Annotated in this window: 17 protein-coding genes, 1 pseudogene and 1 other annotated feature; of the genes and pseudogenes, 13 read left to right on the top strand and 5 right to left on the bottom strand. The window is 34.3% G+C overall.

Annotated elements, in window-relative coordinates:
* Position 1: 1 nt before the first annotated feature.
* From msrB to yajC, 6 genes are all read left to right on the top strand, one after another.
* Positions 2–427: a peptide-methionine (R)-S-oxide reductase MsrB gene (msrB, locus tag DW196_RS04650; RefSeq protein ID WP_118250410.1), complete on the top strand. Its 426-nt coding sequence runs from the start codon at positions 2–4 to the stop codon at positions 425–427.
* A gap of 111 nt (positions 428–538) precedes the next feature.
* On the top strand, positions 539–1,156 hold the full coding sequence (gene ruvA / locus DW196_RS04645) for a Holliday junction branch migration protein RuvA (RefSeq protein ID WP_118250409.1): 618 nt from the start codon (positions 539–541) through the stop codon (positions 1,154–1,156).
* Between the two features lie 15 nt (positions 1,157–1,171).
* Positions 1,172–2,185, top strand: a complete 1,014-nt coding sequence (gene ruvB / locus DW196_RS04640) for a Holliday junction branch migration DNA helicase RuvB (protein ID WP_118250408.1) — start codon at positions 1,172–1,174, stop codon at positions 2,183–2,185.
* Between the two features lie 79 nt (positions 2,186–2,264).
* The gene (gene queA, locus DW196_RS04635) at positions 2,265–3,299 is read left to right on the top strand and encodes a tRNA preQ1(34) S-adenosylmethionine ribosyltransferase-isomerase QueA (protein ID WP_118250407.1); all 1,035 of its coding nucleotides are present in this window, start codon (positions 2,265–2,267) and stop codon (positions 3,297–3,299) included.
* Between the two features lie 17 nt (positions 3,300–3,316).
* Positions 3,317–4,462 (top strand): tRNA guanosine(34) transglycosylase Tgt, encoded by a 1,146-nt coding sequence (tgt, locus tag DW196_RS04630; RefSeq protein WP_118250406.1) that lies wholly within the window; start codon positions 3,317–3,319, stop codon positions 4,460–4,462.
* Between the two features lie 83 nt (positions 4,463–4,545).
* A complete protein-coding gene (gene yajC, locus DW196_RS04625) occupies positions 4,546–4,917 on the top strand; it encodes a preprotein translocase subunit YajC (protein WP_118250405.1) in 372 nt (123 codons plus the stop codon).
* Positions 4,918–4,963: 46 nt separating this feature from the next.
* Here yajC and DW196_RS11565 read toward each other — a convergent pair.
* The 3 genes and pseudogenes from DW196_RS11565 to DW196_RS04610 form a co-directional block, all read right to left on the bottom strand.
* Positions 4,964–5,273, bottom strand: a pseudogene (locus DW196_RS11565) (IS30 family transposase); the annotation flags it as partial.
* Between the two features lie 149 nt (positions 5,274–5,422).
* Positions 5,423–7,360 (bottom strand): heavy metal translocating P-type ATPase, encoded by a 1,938-nt coding sequence (locus tag DW196_RS04615; RefSeq protein WP_370447144.1) that lies wholly within the window; start codon positions 7,358–7,360, stop codon positions 5,423–5,425.
* A 126-nt stretch (positions 7,361–7,486) separates the two neighbouring features.
* Positions 7,487–8,056, bottom strand: a complete 570-nt coding sequence (locus DW196_RS04610; protein WP_118250402.1) for a GNAT family N-acetyltransferase — start codon at positions 8,054–8,056, stop codon at positions 7,487–7,489.
* A 233-nt stretch (positions 8,057–8,289) separates the two neighbouring features.
* Here DW196_RS04610 and rplK point away from each other — a divergent pair, with 233 nt between their 5' ends.
* From rplK to DW196_RS04575, 7 genes are all read left to right on the top strand, one after another.
* Positions 8,290–8,712, top strand: a complete 423-nt coding sequence (rplK, locus tag DW196_RS04605) for a 50S ribosomal protein L11 (protein ID WP_071457521.1) — start codon at positions 8,290–8,292, stop codon at positions 8,710–8,712.
* A 105-nt stretch (positions 8,713–8,817) separates the two neighbouring features.
* Positions 8,818–9,507 carry a 50S ribosomal protein L1 gene (rplA, locus tag DW196_RS04600; RefSeq protein ID WP_071457520.1) on the top strand — a complete coding sequence of 230 codons (690 nt, stop codon included), beginning with the start codon at positions 8,818–8,820 and terminating at the stop codon, positions 9,505–9,507.
* Positions 9,508–9,552: 45 nt separating this feature from the next.
* Positions 9,553–9,680 (top strand) — a sequence feature (ribosomal protein L10 leader region).
* Between the two features lie 37 nt (positions 9,681–9,717).
* On the top strand, positions 9,718–10,221 hold the full coding sequence (rplJ, locus tag DW196_RS04595; RefSeq protein ID WP_118250401.1) for a 50S ribosomal protein L10: 504 nt from the start codon (positions 9,718–9,720) through the stop codon (positions 10,219–10,221).
* A gap of 66 nt (positions 10,222–10,287) precedes the next feature.
* Entirely contained in the window at positions 10,288–10,659 is a 372-nt protein-coding gene (rplL, locus tag DW196_RS04590; RefSeq protein ID WP_071457518.1) for a 50S ribosomal protein L7/L12, read from the top strand.
* A gap of 144 nt (positions 10,660–10,803) precedes the next feature.
* On the top strand, positions 10,804–12,261 hold the full coding sequence (locus DW196_RS04585) for a nicotinate phosphoribosyltransferase (RefSeq protein WP_118250573.1): 1,458 nt from the start codon (positions 10,804–10,806) through the stop codon (positions 12,259–12,261).
* Positions 12,262–12,285: 24 nt separating this feature from the next.
* Positions 12,286–12,741 carry an ASCH domain-containing protein gene (locus DW196_RS04580; protein ID WP_118250400.1) on the top strand — a complete coding sequence of 152 codons (456 nt, stop codon included), beginning with the start codon at positions 12,286–12,288 and terminating at the stop codon, positions 12,739–12,741.
* 259 nt (positions 12,742–13,000) lie between these two features.
* On the top strand, positions 13,001–13,204 hold the full coding sequence (locus DW196_RS04575; RefSeq protein WP_071457516.1) for a hypothetical protein: 204 nt from the start codon (positions 13,001–13,003) through the stop codon (positions 13,202–13,204).
* Positions 13,205–13,406: 202 nt separating this feature from the next.
* Here DW196_RS04575 and pgmB read toward each other — a convergent pair whose 3' ends face one another.
* Together pgmB and DW196_RS04565 are read right to left on the bottom strand one after the other, a co-directional pair.
* The gene (gene pgmB / locus DW196_RS04570) at positions 13,407–14,090 is read right to left on the bottom strand and encodes a beta-phosphoglucomutase (protein ID WP_118250399.1); all 684 of its coding nucleotides are present in this window, start codon (positions 14,088–14,090) and stop codon (positions 13,407–13,409) included.
* A complete protein-coding gene (locus DW196_RS04565) occupies positions 14,091–16,370 on the bottom strand; it encodes a glycoside hydrolase family 65 protein (protein WP_118250398.1) in 2,280 nt (759 codons plus the stop codon).
* Between the last annotated feature and the right edge of the window lie 34 nt (positions 16,371–16,404).

Genomic DNA, 16,404 nt, shown 5'->3' with positions numbered 1-16,404 from the left:
GTTGGCAAATAAAGAAGAGTTAAAACAAACATTAACCCCTTTACAGTATCAAGTCACTCAAGAAAATGGCACAGAACGTCCTTTTTCAAGTGAGTATGACCAGTTTGATAGAGAAGGAATATATGTTGATATCGTGAGTGGCGAACCGTTATTTTCTTCAACAGATAAATACGATGCGGGATGTGGCTGGCCGTCATTTACGAAACCTATTGCGACATTAAAAGAACTTGAAGATACAACACTTGCAAGAGTGCGAACTGAAGTAAGAAGTTCACAAGCTGATTCTCACTTAGGTCATGTGTTTCCAGATGGGCCACAAGAAAAAGGTGGACTAAGGTATTGTATTAATGGTGCTGCGTTACGTTTTGTACCAGTTGAAGACCTGGAAAAAGAAGGTTATGCTGAGTATTCTACTCTTTTCAAATAGTGAAAGCTTCCCATGTTTATGGGGGCTTTTTTTAATAAGGAAAGCATAGGATAATTGTTCGGGATATGGTACAATTTTAGGGAACATGCGTACGTGAAAGGAAGAAAACAAGTGTATGAATACATCAAAGGGACAGTGACATTTACTAGTCCTTATTATATAGTCGTTGAAACAAATGGATTAGGTTATCAAATTGCAGTGGCGAATCCTTTTCGCTACTCAGCTTATTTAAATCAAGAGGTGACTGTTTACTTGCATCAAGTCATTCGAGATGATGCCCATTCACTTTACGGGTTTGCCACACTTGAAGAAAAGCAACTATTTTTAAAATTAATCAGTGTCTCAGGAATTGGACCAAAAAGTGGCTTGGCGATTATGGCGTTAGATGACCATTCAGGTTTAGTTCAAGCAATCGCAGCGCAAGACGCGACATATTTAACTAAATTCCCAGGTGTTGGAAAGAAAACAGCACAACAAATGATTTTAGATTTACAAGGTAAATTAGATGATGTCGAAATAGATGTGTCTGAAACAACGACTATTTCAACACAGGAAGATTTATTTACTATAGAGCCAACGCAACAATTAGATGAAGCAATCGAAGCACTCAAAGCACTTGGTTATTCTGAAAGAGAGATTAAGAAAATCAAAAAAGAGCTTGAAAGTTATCAAGATAAAACAACAGACGAGTACTTACGTATTGGACTGAAATTATTAATGAAAAAGTAGGGGATGGTAAAGAAGATGTCAGAACAAGAAGAACGACTTGTCTCTTCTGAAACATTAGACGCGGAAGAAACGGTGGAAAAATCACTTAGGCCAACACGGTTATCTCAATATATTGGCCAACAAAAAGTGAAAGATGAATTGACGATTTACATCAAGGCAGCCAAACAACGAAATGAAGCACTTGACCATGTCTTACTATATGGACCACCTGGATTAGGTAAAACAACGATGGCCATGGTGATAGCAAATGAAATGGACGTCAGCATCAAAACAACGAGTGGTCCAGCTATTGAAAAGCCAGGAGATTTAGTGGCAATACTAAATGAGTTAGAACCAGGTGACGTGTTATTTATTGATGAAATTCATCGTTTGCCACGCGTGGCGGAAGAACTTTTATACTCAGCTATGGAAGATTTTTATGTTGATATTATGATTGGTCAAGGCCCAACCTCTCATCCAGTTCATTTTGAGTTGCCTCCATTTACTTTGGTAGGGGCAACGACACGAGCTGGTATGTTATCAGCACCTCTTAGAGATCGTTTCGGGATTATTTGTCACATGGAGTACTATGATGAAGCTGATTTGAAAGAAATTGTCATTCGTTCGTCAGATATTTTTGACGTGATAATTGAGGAAAGTGGTGCTTATGAGATTGCAAGACGTTCAAGAGGCACACCACGTATCGCCAACCGCTTGTTAAAACGAGTGAGAGACTTTGCACAAGTCACAGGTGAAGGAATTGTCACAAAACAAATTGCTGATGACGCGTTAAAAATGCTTCAAGTAGATGATAAAGGACTAGATTATGTCGATCAGAAATTACTTCGTGCGATGATTGAGTTATACAATGGTGAACCAGTTGGGTTAACGACGATTGCTGTAAATATCAGCGAAGAACGTGAAACAGTAGAAGACATGTATGAACCTTACCTTATCCAGAAAGGGTTCATCAAACGCACACAACGAGGAAGAATTGTAACAGAATATGCGTATCAACACTTAGGTTATCCTTACAATCAAGAGAGTTAAGCTATCAGACTGTTTTTATTTGAGACTAAAAGTGTTAAAATACAACAGGAGAAGGAACAGAAAGGAAATAGGTGAGGATATGACATTAAAAACCTCTGACTTTGATTTTGATTTACCAGAAGAACTGATTGCACAAACGCCACTTGAAAATCGTGCATCATCAAAGTTATTAATATTAGATTCTAAAACAGGAGCAATTGAAGACACTCAATTTCCTGCGATTATAGATGAATTAAACGAAGGAGATGCTCTTGTTATGAATGATACAAGAGTTCTTCCTGCAAGACTTCACGGAGAAAAGCCTGATACAGGTGGACATTTGGAAGTTTTATTGTTAACAAATACAACAGGTGACACATGGGAAACCTTGATTAAACCTGCCAAACGTGCTAAAAAAGGAACGGTGATTTCGTTTGGAAACGGTGCTCTAAAAGCAGTTGTTGATGAAGAATTAGAGCATGGTGGTCGCATTATTACTTTTTCTTATGATGGTGTCTTTTTAGAGATTTTAGAATCACTTGGAGAAATGCCATTACCACCATATATCAAAGAGAGACTAAGTGATAATGACCGTTATCAAACTGTCTATGCGAAAGAGAATGGGTCAGCAGCCGCTCCAACAGCTGGGTTACATTTCACACCAGATGTATTGAAAAAAATTGAAGACAAAGGTGTTAAATTAGTATATTTAACCCTTCACGTTGGACTTGGAACATTTAGACCAGTCAGTGTTGATGACGTGGAAAATCATAAAATGCATAGTGAATTTTATCGTTTAACTAAAGATGCCGCAGACACACTTAATGCGGTTAAAGAAAATGGTGGGAAAGTTGTGGCAGTAGGGACAACATCTATCAGAACACTTGAAACCATTGGGACAAAGTTTGACGGCAAATTACAAGAAGACAATGGATGGACAGATATTTTTATTAAACCAGGCTATGAGTTTAAAATAGTCGATGCATTTTTAACTAACTTCCATTTGCCAATGTCGACATTGATTATGTTAGTCAGTGCTTTTGCCGGAAAAGAAAACGTCCTACATGCCTATGAACATGCTGTAAAAGAAAGATATCGCTTCTTTAGTTTTGGGGATGCGATGTTTGTCAAATAAAGAAAGAGAGAAGAGACATGACAGAACCAGCAATTAAATATCGATTGATAAAAAAAGAAAAGCATACTGGCGCAAGATTGGGTGAAATTATAACACCTCATGGAACATTTCCAACACCAATGTTTATGCCAGTTGGAACACTTGCGACTGTAAAAACAATGGCACCAGAAGAATTAAAAGAGATGGGTGCAGGAATTATTTTAAGTAATACCTATCATCTGTGGTTACGCCCTGGTGAGGACATTGTAGAAGGTGCAGGTGGACTACATAAATTTATGAACTGGGACCAAGGAATTTTAACCGATTCTGGAGGATTCCAGGTCTGGTCATTATCAGATATGCGACAAATTGAAGAATCTGGTGTTCATTTTAGAAACCACCTAAATGGCTCTAAGATGTTTTTATCACCAGAAAAAGCTATTCAAATTCAAAATAAATTAGGACCAGATATCATGATGAGTTTTGATGAGTGTCCACCATTCCAAGAAAGTCATGACTACGTGAAAAAATCTATTGAGAGAACATCACGTTGGGCTGAGCGTGGATTAAAAGCTCACCAAAATCCAGATCGTCAAGGATTGTTTGGGATTATTCAAGGAGCTGGGTACAAAGATTTGCGTGAACAAAGCGCGCGTGAATTAGTTGGCTTAAACTTCCCTGGTTATTCTATCGGAGGGTTATCAGTAGGAGAACCTAAAGAAGAAATGAACAGAGTGCTTGAATACACAACACCACTGATTCCAGAAAATAAACCTCGTTACTTAATGGGTGTTGGAACGCCAGACTCATTAATCGATGGTGTAATTCGTGGAGTTGATATGTTTGATTGTGTGTTACCAACACGTATTGCAAGAAACGGAACATGTATGACAAGTCAAGGACGTTTGGTCGTTAAAAATGCAAAATACGCAGAAGACTATCGTCCAATTGATGAGAAATGTGATTGCTACACTTGTCGCAATTACACACGAGCTTACATTCGCCATTTAATTAAGTGTGATGAAACGTTTGGTATTCGTTTGACGTCGTACCATAATCTATATTTCTTATTAAATACAATGAAACAAGTGAGACAAGCCATTATGGATGATAACTTATTAGAATTTAGACAAGCATTTTTTGAAGAGTATGGATTTAATAAAGAAAATGCCAAAAATTTCTAAAATTTACTGAGTTTTTGTAGTTAAACATTTAAAAATTTGTTACAGTTATAGTTGAGTGAAATAAGAAAGAGGTGAACTAAGTTATGCAAACATTGATACCATTGATATTAGTGATGGGTGGGATGATGTTTTTTATGAGTCGTTCTCAAAAGAAACAACAAGCTCAACGTCAACAATTATTAGATAGTATGCAACCTGGTAGTGAAGTTGTGACTATTGGTGGACTATACGGAATCGTTCATGAAGTAGATAAAGAAAAAGGAACAGTTACCCTTGATTGTGAAGGGATTTATTTAGAATTTGAACGTGGTGCAATCAGAACCGTAAAAGCTCCTACAGCTCCAACATCTAACGAACCAGTTGAAAATACTGAACCTGAACCTGAAGTTGAAGTAACTGAAGTTGAAGTGGTTGAAGAGCCAGTAACTGAAGAAGAAAAAAAAGATAACGAATAATAAGAAAATAGTACTTTTTAAGTGCTATTTTTTATTTTTTTATTTGTCAAATTAAGCTAGACAAAATATCATTATCTATATAACTCAAAAATACTTCCAATTTTGTTTTATAGTTTAATGATTTTCTTGGAATATTATTTCTTTTAGATGCGATAGATTGGATAAAAGATTCCTTAACTTCGTTGAAATCAATTTGATTAGGTAATCTACCTTTGCGTAATAACCCATTAAAGAGTTCGTTTAAGTCTTTTTTAGTGTGTTCCTGAATTTGCAAAATAAATATCAATATCATTTAGCTTGCTGATTGATTTAAACAGATGGCATGGAAATTTTTTAAACCAATTATTTAAACTATTGTGATCACTCTCTTTGTTTTCTTTGGTTGGAAAGACAATTTAAGTGTATCACAAATGATTTGTTTGGTTGTCTAGCTTAATTTTACAATCGGCGATATAAAAAAACAGGAGATAGAATTTAGTCTCTCTCCTGAATATAATGATATATTTTAATTTTTGAGTGGTATTAAAAGTCTTAATCCATTAAATAAGACAACTAATGTAGATCCTTCATGGGCTAAAATACCAATAGGTAAGTTCATTTGACCCAAAATATTTAATACAACAAGTAATGCGACAACACCCATAGAGAAAATAATGTTTTGTTTAACCACTTTATCTAATTTTTTAGATAAACGGTAAGCGTAACCTAGTTTGTCTAAGTCGTTTTGCATTAAAACAACATCTGCTACATCAATGGCAACGTCCGTCCCATCACCCATAGCAACACCAATATCAGCTTTTACAAGAGCTGGTGCATCGTTTACCCCATCACCAACCATGGCTGTTAAACCATATTTGTTTTGAAGTGAGCTAACAATTTGTGATTTGTTTTCAGGTAGAACATTTCCTGCAACTTCGTCAATTTTAAGTGTATTTGCAACCGCACGACCAGTACGTTCAGCATCACCCGTGATCATTGTAGTGTGAATATTATGTTCTTTGAAATATGCAACAAGCTGTTGTGCTTTTGGATTTGGTAAGTCCATCATGGCGATTAATCCAATGACCACATCATCTTCAGAAAATAGTACGACTGTTTTTCCTTCTTCAGCATATTTTCTTTCAAATGATTCAATGTCAGAAGACACGTTAGTAAATTGAGAAGATCTCCCGATTTTGTATGTATGTCCTTTATAAGTTGATACGAGTCCTTTCCCAATTTGATTTTCAATAGTTAATGGAATGTCATTAACTCTTTCAATTGATTCGACAATCGCATTAGCTAATGGATGATTGGCTTGTTTTTCCATAGCTATAATTAAATCAGTATAGAATGTTTCTTCGTTTATGATGTGATCAATAAAGTGAACATCAGTGACTTTTGGTTTTCCTTCGGTTAATGTACCAGTTTTATCAAATGCGATAGCTTTAATCTCTGAAAGGTTTGAAAGGTAAGATCCGCCTTTGAATAGAACCCCGCGTTTAGCTAAGTTTGAAATGGCAGATAGTGTCGCTGGAATATCACTTGCAGCAAGGGCACAAGGAGAAGCAACTGTTAAGAAGACCATGCCTTTGTAAAAACTATCATACCAAGCCATGTTGAAAACAAGTGGCATTAATACAATGTATAAGAATACAAGAACCATAACACTCGTTACATATTTGGGTTCTAACCGTTTAATCTTTGTGGCAGTTTTAGATAGGTTTGATTGAGATTCATTGACTAACTGTAAAATTTTAGCAAATACAGTGTCTGTACTATCTTTTGTTACAACCATTGTAATGGTTCCATCACCATTGATTGTACTACCAAAAATATTGTCACCAACTGTTTTTTCAGCAGGAATGCTTTCACCGTTGATTGATGATTCATCAATTGATGTGTATCCAGTTAGAATGGTTCCGTCAGTTGGAATTTGTTCCCCATTCAATACTTTCAAATGATCGCCAATTTTTAGTTGAGCAACATCTACTGTCTTAGTAGAACCGTCTGAAAGTATTAATTTAGCATTAGTTGGACTTATTTTCATTAAAGAAGTAATTTCTTTTTTACTTTTATTTTCCACATAATGTTCTAAAAAGTGAGCGGCAGCAAAGATAAGAATTAGAAGAGCCCCCTCAGTATAATCTCCTATAAGTGCTGCACCGATTGCTGCAAGAGACATTAAAACATGGACATTTGGCATAAATTTTTTAAGTCGTTTGGTTTCTTTAATGGTATCTTCAAAACCTTCAATCATAATGTGGTATCCAGAAAGAACAATAGTTGAAACGGACAGAATGGTTTTCAAAGTACCAACTGGTAAAAATAAACTAATCAGAAATGTTGCTAAACCTATAAAGAATAGAACGACTGGTAGATTACCATGGTCGTGATTGTGTGCGTGGCTGCATTTTTTATGATCATGTTCAATGGCATGTTGTGATTGTGACATGTGGTTCATCTCCTTTTTATATAAGTAAATAGTCATATGAACATTTATTCATATTTAAATTATATATCCTTATACAAGAAAAAGCAAATAAAACCTCGATTATTTTTTTGAATAATCAAGGTTTTATAATGTTAGTTAAATATGTTTTTGTAAATGCTCGTATCTATGACCGGCAATATCAATTTCACCAGATTTTTCAAAACCATTGTTCAAATAAATTCTTTTGGCATTGTCATTAACTAAATCACAATTCAAACCTATAATAGAAAGATTTGATTGTGTTGCTAATTCAGAAAGAGAGTTAAGCAACTCTTTTGCGACACCTTTACCACGATGATTAGGAGATGTTACTAATGTATCCAAATACCATTCATTATCAAAGGCTTCTTCTTCAGTAAATAAACGATATTTTTCTATTGGTAAGTTGTTTTGTTCAAGAATTTCAAAGAATCCTTCATCAATATTTTTTTCTAAATGATGTGGGTAGCCAAAAGCCACACCAGCGACTTCACCATCAATTTCTTTTACTAGTGCATTTTTGTAACCATAACGATGAGTTGGTTTTTCTATAAAACTTGTAACGAGTAAATTTTTTACTTCATCTTCAGATAATTTATCAAAGATGTCTAGCTCCATATCTTTTAAGACAATCATAACTAAATCAATTGCTTGACTAGCATCTTTTTTTTCTGCAAAACGAATCATTTTGTATGGTTCCTCCTTTTTGGTATAAATTAAGTACAGTTACTATATCATGCGTATAATATAGGAGCAACTTGCAAAAAAGTAAAAATATAAAAAAGAGTATTGATTATTTTAAAAATGATAGTATAATATGAAGGTACGTGTAATACACGTATTTCTTTTTTATTTACAGTGTGGGAGGAGAAATTTACATCTCCATTAAACCACATCACGGACTTAAGGAGGTATGTCTCGTGGCAAAGAAAGTTGAAAAATTAGTTAAATTACAAATTCCTGCAGGGAAAGCAACACCAGCTCCACCGGTAGGTCCAGCATTAGGTCAAGCGGGTATTAACATTATGGGATTCACAAAAGAATTCAACGCTCGTACAGCAGATCAAGCTGGTTTAATTATTCCAGTTGTAATTTCTGTATATGAAGACCGTTCATTTACATTTATTACAAAAACACCACCAGCTGCAGTTTTACTTAAAAAAGCAGCTAACATTGAAAAAGGTTCAGGAGAGCCTAACTCTAAAAAAGTAGCAACTGTTACTAAAGATCAAGTAAAAGAAATCGCTGAAACTAAAATGCAAGACCTAAACGCAGCTGATATTGAAGCAGCTATGCGCATGGTAGAAGGTACTGCACGAAGCATGGGTATCACTGTAGAGTAATATTCTACAGCGACTCTTGAAGTAGCTTCTCAGTCGAATTTATATTGAAAAATATAAATACGTGGGAGGTACAACCGTTATAACCACAATCAAGGAGGAAACAAAATGGCTAAGAAAAGTAAAAAAATGCAAGAAGCATTGAAAAAAGTAGATGTAACAAAAGAATACTCTGTAGCAGAAGCAGTAGCTTTAGCTAAAGAAACAAACATTGCTAAATTCGACGCAACTGTAGAAGTTGCTTACCGTCTAAATGTAGACCCTAAAAAAGCTGATCAACAAATCCGTGGAGCTATGGTATTACCTAATGGAACTGGTAAAACTCAATCTGTATTAGTTTTCGCTAAAGGTGAAAAAGCTAAAGAAGCAGAAGCTGCTGGAGCTGACTTTGTTGGTGAAGCTGACATGGTAGAAAAAATTAAAGGTGGATGGTTTGGTTTCGACGTTGTCGTAGCAACTCCAGACATGATGGCGCAAGTTGGTCAATTAGGACGTGTATTGGGACCTAAAGGATTAATGCCTAACCCTAAAACAGGAACTGTTACTATGGACGTAACGAAAGCTGTTGAAGAAGTTAAAGCAGGTAAAGTGACTTACCGTGTAGACAAACAAGGAAACATTCATGTTCCAATTGGTAAAGTATCATTCGACGATGCTAAATTAATTGAAAACTTTGAAGCGTTAAATGATGTTATCTTAAAAGCTAAACCAGCTGCTACAAAAGGTGCTTACATCCAAAACTTAACAATTACAACAACTTTTGGACCTGGTGTCAAAGTTGATAAATTTTCATTCTAATTAATAAAAACAGTTGACCTAGATAACTGTAGATGTTATAGTTATCTAGGTTAAAATATTATGCCGAAGACAGTAGGTGGTTCTAGAACCTTAATTTCCTACCGAGGACAATGATTAATACAATCAATAGTCCCTCTATGTCAACGGTGGCATGGAGTTTTTTTTGTATAAAAAATTCCACCATCTATTAATTAACGGAGGTGAAAATAAATGAGTGAAGCATCAATTGCAAAAAAAGCACAAGAAGTTGACGTGATTTCTGCTAAACTAAAAGAAGCTGCATCTGTTGTTGTTGTAGATTACCGTGGTTTAACTGTAGAAGAAGTAACTAACTTACGTAAACAATTACGTGATGCAAACGTTGAGATGAAAGTTATCAAAAATGGTATCTTACGTCGTGCAGCTGAAAAAGCTGGCTTAGAAGGTATGGAAGATGTATTCTTTGGACCAACAGCCGTAGCATTCAGTAACGAAGACGTTGTAGCACCTGCTAAAATCATGAATGATTTTGCAAAAGAAGCAGAAGCATTAGAAATTAAAGGCGGTATTATCGAAGGAAACGTTTCTTCTAAAGAAGAAATTATTGCTTTGGCAAAATTACCAAGTCGCGAAGGCTTACTTTCTATGTTACTATCTGTACTTCAAGCTCCTGTCAGAAACGTGGCTTATGCAGTCAACGCAGTAGCAGAAGCAAAAGAAGAAGAAGTTGCGTAATGGCAGCTTAATATCAAAAAAATAAAAAATAAAACAATCGAGAGATTTAAAATGGAGGAAAAAATAATGGCATTAAATGTTGAACAAATTATTGCTGATTTAAAAGAATCAACTATTTTAGAATTAAATGATTTAGTTAAAGCTATCGAAGAAGAATTTGGTGTATCTGCTGCTGCTCCTGTAGCTGTAGCTGGTGGCGCTGCTGAAGGTGGATCTGCTGCTGAACAAACTGAATTCACTGTAGAATTAACTTCTGCTGGAGATTCAAAAGTTAAAGTAATCAAAGCAGTTCGTGAAGTAACTGGATTAGGATTAAAAGAAGCTAAAGCATTAGTTGATGGAGCTCCATCTCCACTTAAAGAAGGCGCATCTAAAGAAGAAGCTGAAGAAATTAAAGCAAAATTAGAAGAAGTTGGCGCTGCAATTACATTAAAATAATCAGTTATTTTAATGAAAGAGAGGAAGAGAAATCTTCCTCTTTTTTGTTTGCCTAAAATCAAATAAGGATAAGAGTTGAGAATTTTGTATAGAAGACGTAAAATGAAAGGGATAGTAGAAAAGGAAAAAGGATTGGAGAGTAAAATGATTAATCGATTACATGACGATAGTTTAGCATTACACACAGATTTATATCAATTAAATATGATGAAAACATATTGGGAATTAGGTAGAGACGATAGACACGCTGTTTTCGAATGTTATTTCCGTGATATGCCATTTAAGAATGGTTATGCTATTTTTGCGGGCTTAGAACGAATTGTAGATTATTTCGATAATCTAGCTTTTTCTGATTCAGATATTGATTATCTACGTAAGGTGACAGACTATCCCGAAGAATTTTTGACTTATCTGAAAGAATTTAAATTTAAATGTACAGTGAGATCAGCTTTAGAAGGAGAATTAGTTTTCAATAATGAACCTATTTTCCAAGTTGAAGGTCCACTAGCTCAATGTCAGTTAGTTGAAACAGCTGTATTAAACATTATTAATTATCAAACATTGATCGCAACAAAAGCTGCAAGAATTCGTGCAGTATGTGATGATGATTTAATTATGGAATTTGGGACAAGAAGAGCGCAAGAATTAGACGCATCAATATGGGGGACAAGAGCAGCGTATATTGGTGGTTTTGATTCAACAAGTAATGTTAGAGCGGGTAAAATGTTTGGTATTCCTATTGCAGGAACTCATGCACATAGTTTGATACAATCTTACTTAAATGATTATGACGGTTTTAAAGCATATGCTCAAACGCATAAAGACTGCGTGTTTTTAGTAGATACATATGATACGCTACGTTCAGGTGTGCCAAGCGCAATCCGAGTGGCTAATGAAATGGGCGATAAAATTAATTTCGTTGGTGTGAGAATTGATAGTGGGGACATGGCTTATATTTCTAAAAAAGTAAGAAAACAACTTGATGAAGCAGGTTATCCTGATGTTAAAATCTATGCGTCAAACGATTTAGATGAATCAACCATTCTAAATTTAAAAATGCAACGGGCAAAAATTGATGTTTGGGGGATCGGAACAAAACTCATTACAGCTTACGATCAACCAGCGCTGGGTGCGGTTTATAAAATAGTTTCTATTGAGAGTGATGATGGAAAAATGGTGGATACAATCAAGTTATCAAGTAATGCCGAAAAAGTGTCAACTCCTGGTAAAAAACAAGTTTGGCGAATTACTGGTAAAGATGGGAAATCTGAAGGAGATTACATCACACTTTGGACAGAAGACCCACGAAATCAAGAAGAGTTATACATGTTCCATCCAGTTCATACTTATATTAATAAAACAGTGAAAAACTTTACAGCACGTCCAGTTTTACAAGATATCTACATAGATGGTAATCGAGTGTATGAGTTGCCCACATTAGAAGAAATCAAAAAATTATCTAAAGACAATCAAGACTCATTGTGGGAAGAATACAAACGTAATTTAAACCCTCAAAAATATCCAGTTGATTTATCAACAGAGTGTTGGGAACATAAAATGGCTACTATAAAAAAAGTTCACGATATGACTCGAAATCAATAGTAGTCATAATTTAAGGAGCTCTAGATGAATGAAAAAGAAACTGTCTTTTGGAACAGATTTTTAAAAGACACGGATATAAAGTCGCCTGTTTTTGGTGAGTCATGGGCGTTTGGAGGCTCACCTGACGAGTTAGCTGAATTAGTTTTACAAGGTAAGAAGACAGCAACTGCCAGTGCCAAAATAGAATATGAATGGTGCAATGAAGCTTTACCTAAAGCTAATGAGCATTATGATATGTTATTAAATGGTAATGGTGATCCAGTGGCTATTCTCATGACAACCAAAGTCTATGTGACACCGTTCAATCAAGTTTCAGCAGAACATGCTTATAAAGAAGGAGAAGGAGATTTATCTCTAGCATACTGGCGAGATGTACATTATCAGTTTTGGAAAGATCTATTCCAAAATCATTATCACAAGCAAGTAGATATTGAAAGCATGGATGTTGTGTGCGAAGAATTTAAAGTTGTATATCAATAAGTGAGAAAAGATAGTTTGTTTTAATGAAACTATCTTTTTTTGCTGTTTTAGGCTGAATGTTTATTATTAGTTCATCATTGATTTATCGCTATTTTAGTATAATATACTTGTTGTTTTGTACAAAAAATTCATTTATTAGTTATTTTACGAAATAGTAGATTGATTTTTCATTAAAGGATTATTAATGTGGTATATGTTGCTTATATGAGTATACCATATGATAAACTATCGAGTATGATATTAAAAGAAGGGGTAAGTAATGGTGGAACAAAAAAGTATATATGTAAATAGTTTTGGTAAAAGGCGTTTACTAGATGATAAAGGCGAACGTATTTCAAATATTGTATTAATACAGTTTTTATTAGTATTTAGAGATAATTGTTTAAGTGACTTAGAGCTTTTAAGTGTTATCTTAGATTGTTTTGCACAGAGTAGAGATAAACTAATATTAACAGATGCTTAATAATACTGGGTGTCAGAACTATCGTGTGATTTACCAGAAGAGTTTATCAGTAAATATGAATAGAGTTTATACATTGTTAAGGATGTAAAAAGAAGTTGACCTAGAAGTCCTAAAATAGAAAAAATCCCGTGAAATCAGTTTATTAAAATATTGATTTCATGGGATTTCTATTTTATTAGTGTGGTGATTTTTACTAAATAAATTACTTTTGTGTCAGCTTCTTTTTATTATTTTCCCAAGTTGAGGTGAGGAAATCATAGGTTAAATCATTTGTATTACTAACTAGTGATATATCGGTCCCTAAATCATTAATGCGTCCAACGCCGATAGGTAAAGCGCTACTTTTTTTAATTGCCGTAATTCCTGCTTGTGAATCCTCAATCCCGATACAACTTGAAATAGGACAATCAATTGCATCTGCTGCAGCAATAAAAATATCAGGAGCAGGCTTTCCTAAGGCTATACTACTTGGATCGACTATAGCATCGAAATAGTGAGTTAAATTCATTTTTTCTAACAATAAAGGCCCGTTCTTACTTGCAGAAGCAAGGGCGATTTTTATATGATGTTGCTTTAATTCTTTTAGTAAAGAAAGAATTCCTGGGAAGATATCTTCTTCAGAAAAAGATTGAATCATTTTGACATAAACATCATTTTTCTTTTCAGCTAGTTTTCTAAATGTATCATCATCAACAGTGTTTCTTTTCTTTCCGTGCTTTAAAATTAAATCTAAAGAATCTTCTCTACTAACCCCTTTGAGTTGTTCGTTGAATTCTCTATCAATCTCAATATCTAACTCTTCAGCTAAACTTTTCCATGCTTTGTAATGATAGTCAGCCGTGTCAGTTATGACACCGTCTAAATCAAATAGAACTCCCTTAAACATTTAATTAACTCCTTTGTTTTTTAAATCGATAGTTAATGTATTTTTTAATGTATAATTTTTTTCATAAACTGATAAATCCAGAGGTTCGCCACTCAATAAATTAATTTTAATATCAGTTGAGATATTAATATGAAGTAGTCGATTACGGTAGTTAATATGGAAAGCATATCCATTCCAGTTCGTTGGCAAGAATGGTGAAAAACTTAAAGATTCATTGAATACTTTCATTTGAGCGAATCCTTGAACGATTGTTAACCAACTTCCTGTCATAGAGGTAATGTGTAATCCATCTTCCGTATCATTGTTATAATTATCTAAGTCTAATCTAGCTGTTCTTTGATACATTTCAATTGCTTTTTCTTCCATACCTAATTCAGCTGCTAATATAGAATGGATACATGGTGAAAGTGATGATTCGTGAACAGTCATTGGTTCGTAAAATTCGAAATTTTTACGTTTTTCATCTAGAGTAAATTGGTCGTTGAAGAAATATATTCCCTGTAAAACGTCAGCTTGCTTAATAAAGCAAGAGCGAAGTATTTTATCCCAAGACCAATTTTGGTTTAAAGGAACCTCTTTTTTATTTAAGTCAGAGACAGGCATTAAATCTTTATCTAAAAAGGTATCATGCTGTACAAAGACATCAAGTTTCTCATCTTTTGGTAAATACATATGATTTATAATATCTTCCCATTTATCTAATTCAGATTCCGAAATAGAGACAGGTGTTTCGTTTTTGTATTTATCATAGTTTTCTAGTGTGTAGCTTAATACCCATTTGGCAATATAATTTGTATACCAGTTATTATTGACATTGTTTTCATATTCATTAGGTCCTGTAACACCATGTATCATATAAGCGTTGTTACGTTTTGAAAAATGAACTCTATCTGCCCAAAAACGTGAAATTTCAGTTAATACTTCTAAACCTTCTTTTTTTATGTAGGAAGTATCACCTGTGTAATTAGTATAATTATAAATAGCATAGGCAATAGCTCCGTTACGATGGATTTCTTCAAAAGTAATTTCCCACTCATTATGACACTCGACACCGGTGAAGGTTACCATCGGGTAAAGAGCACCTTTTAACCCTTGCTGTCTAGCGTTATGTTGTGCTTGTGGTAATTGGTTATGACGATATTTTAATAAATTCTTTGTGACACTAGAATCAGCAAGAGATAAGTATAGTGGAATAGCATATGCTTCAGTATCCCAATAAGTAGCACCGCCATACTTTTCACCAGTAAAACCTTTAGGACCGATATTTAATCGTTCATCTTCTCCATAATAGGTTGAGAATAATTGAAATAGATTAAAACGAATACCTTGTTGTGCTTCATCATCTCCTGAAATCACAACATCAGCTAGTTCCCAACGTTTTAACCACGCTTTTTTATGTTGTTCAACAAGTTCTTCTATTGAGTAATGATTGACTTGTTCCATTAGTTCTATTGCTTTAGATACTTGTTTTTCTTCAGGAATATCACGACTTGTTATAATAACTACTTTTTTATCGAGTGCTAATTTATCACCTGAAGATAGTGTAGTAGAAAATGTTTCGGTTGCTTCAAATTCTTTGAAAGATTTATTAGATGTAATCGTGGAGTTCGAAATGTCATTTTGCATCATAGTTGTCACACAAAATTGATCTACACCAAATGGATTACTAATTGTTTTAGCTGTAACGGTGTTTTCGCTACTTTGACGGTGTTCCCAGAACATATCATCATAATTACTGTCTTCGTTATGAACATGGTTATCTAATTTGGAAACAAAAGTCACACCACCTATACCTTCTAAAATTTCAACAGTAACGTTTATCAATGCTAATTCTTTAATTGTTAGGCTTAACAATCGTTTAAATGAACATTTAAATTTACAGTTATCAACTGATAAAATAAATGAGCGTGATAAAATACCATGCTGCATATCTAGTTCTTGATAAAAATTTGTTGGTTCATAATGATTCAAATCTATTTTTTTATCATTTAAATAAATATCGACAGCAATAAAATCAACAGCGTTAATTACTTTGCCAAAATAATCAGGATAACCATTTTTCCACCATCCAACACGTGTTTTATCGGGATACCAAACACCAGCCAAATAAGTCCCTTTATGGTTATTTCCAGAATATCCTTCTTCAAAGTTTCCTCTTAGTCCCATGTAGCCGTTCCCGATACTTGTTAAAGATTCTTGTAAACGGATATCTTCTTTGTTTAGTGAGTGAGTGGTTAATTTGAATGGATCAATGTCAAATAATCTTTTTAAGTGTGTCATTTATAATACCCTCCATGAATTTTAATGATTAATT

Source organism: Vagococcus sp. AM17-17, from assembly GCF_003471765.1.
Lineage (GTDB): Bacteria > Bacillota > Bacilli > Lactobacillales > Vagococcaceae > Vagococcus > Vagococcus teuberi.
This window is presented reverse-complemented; position numbering and strand designations above follow the sequence as displayed.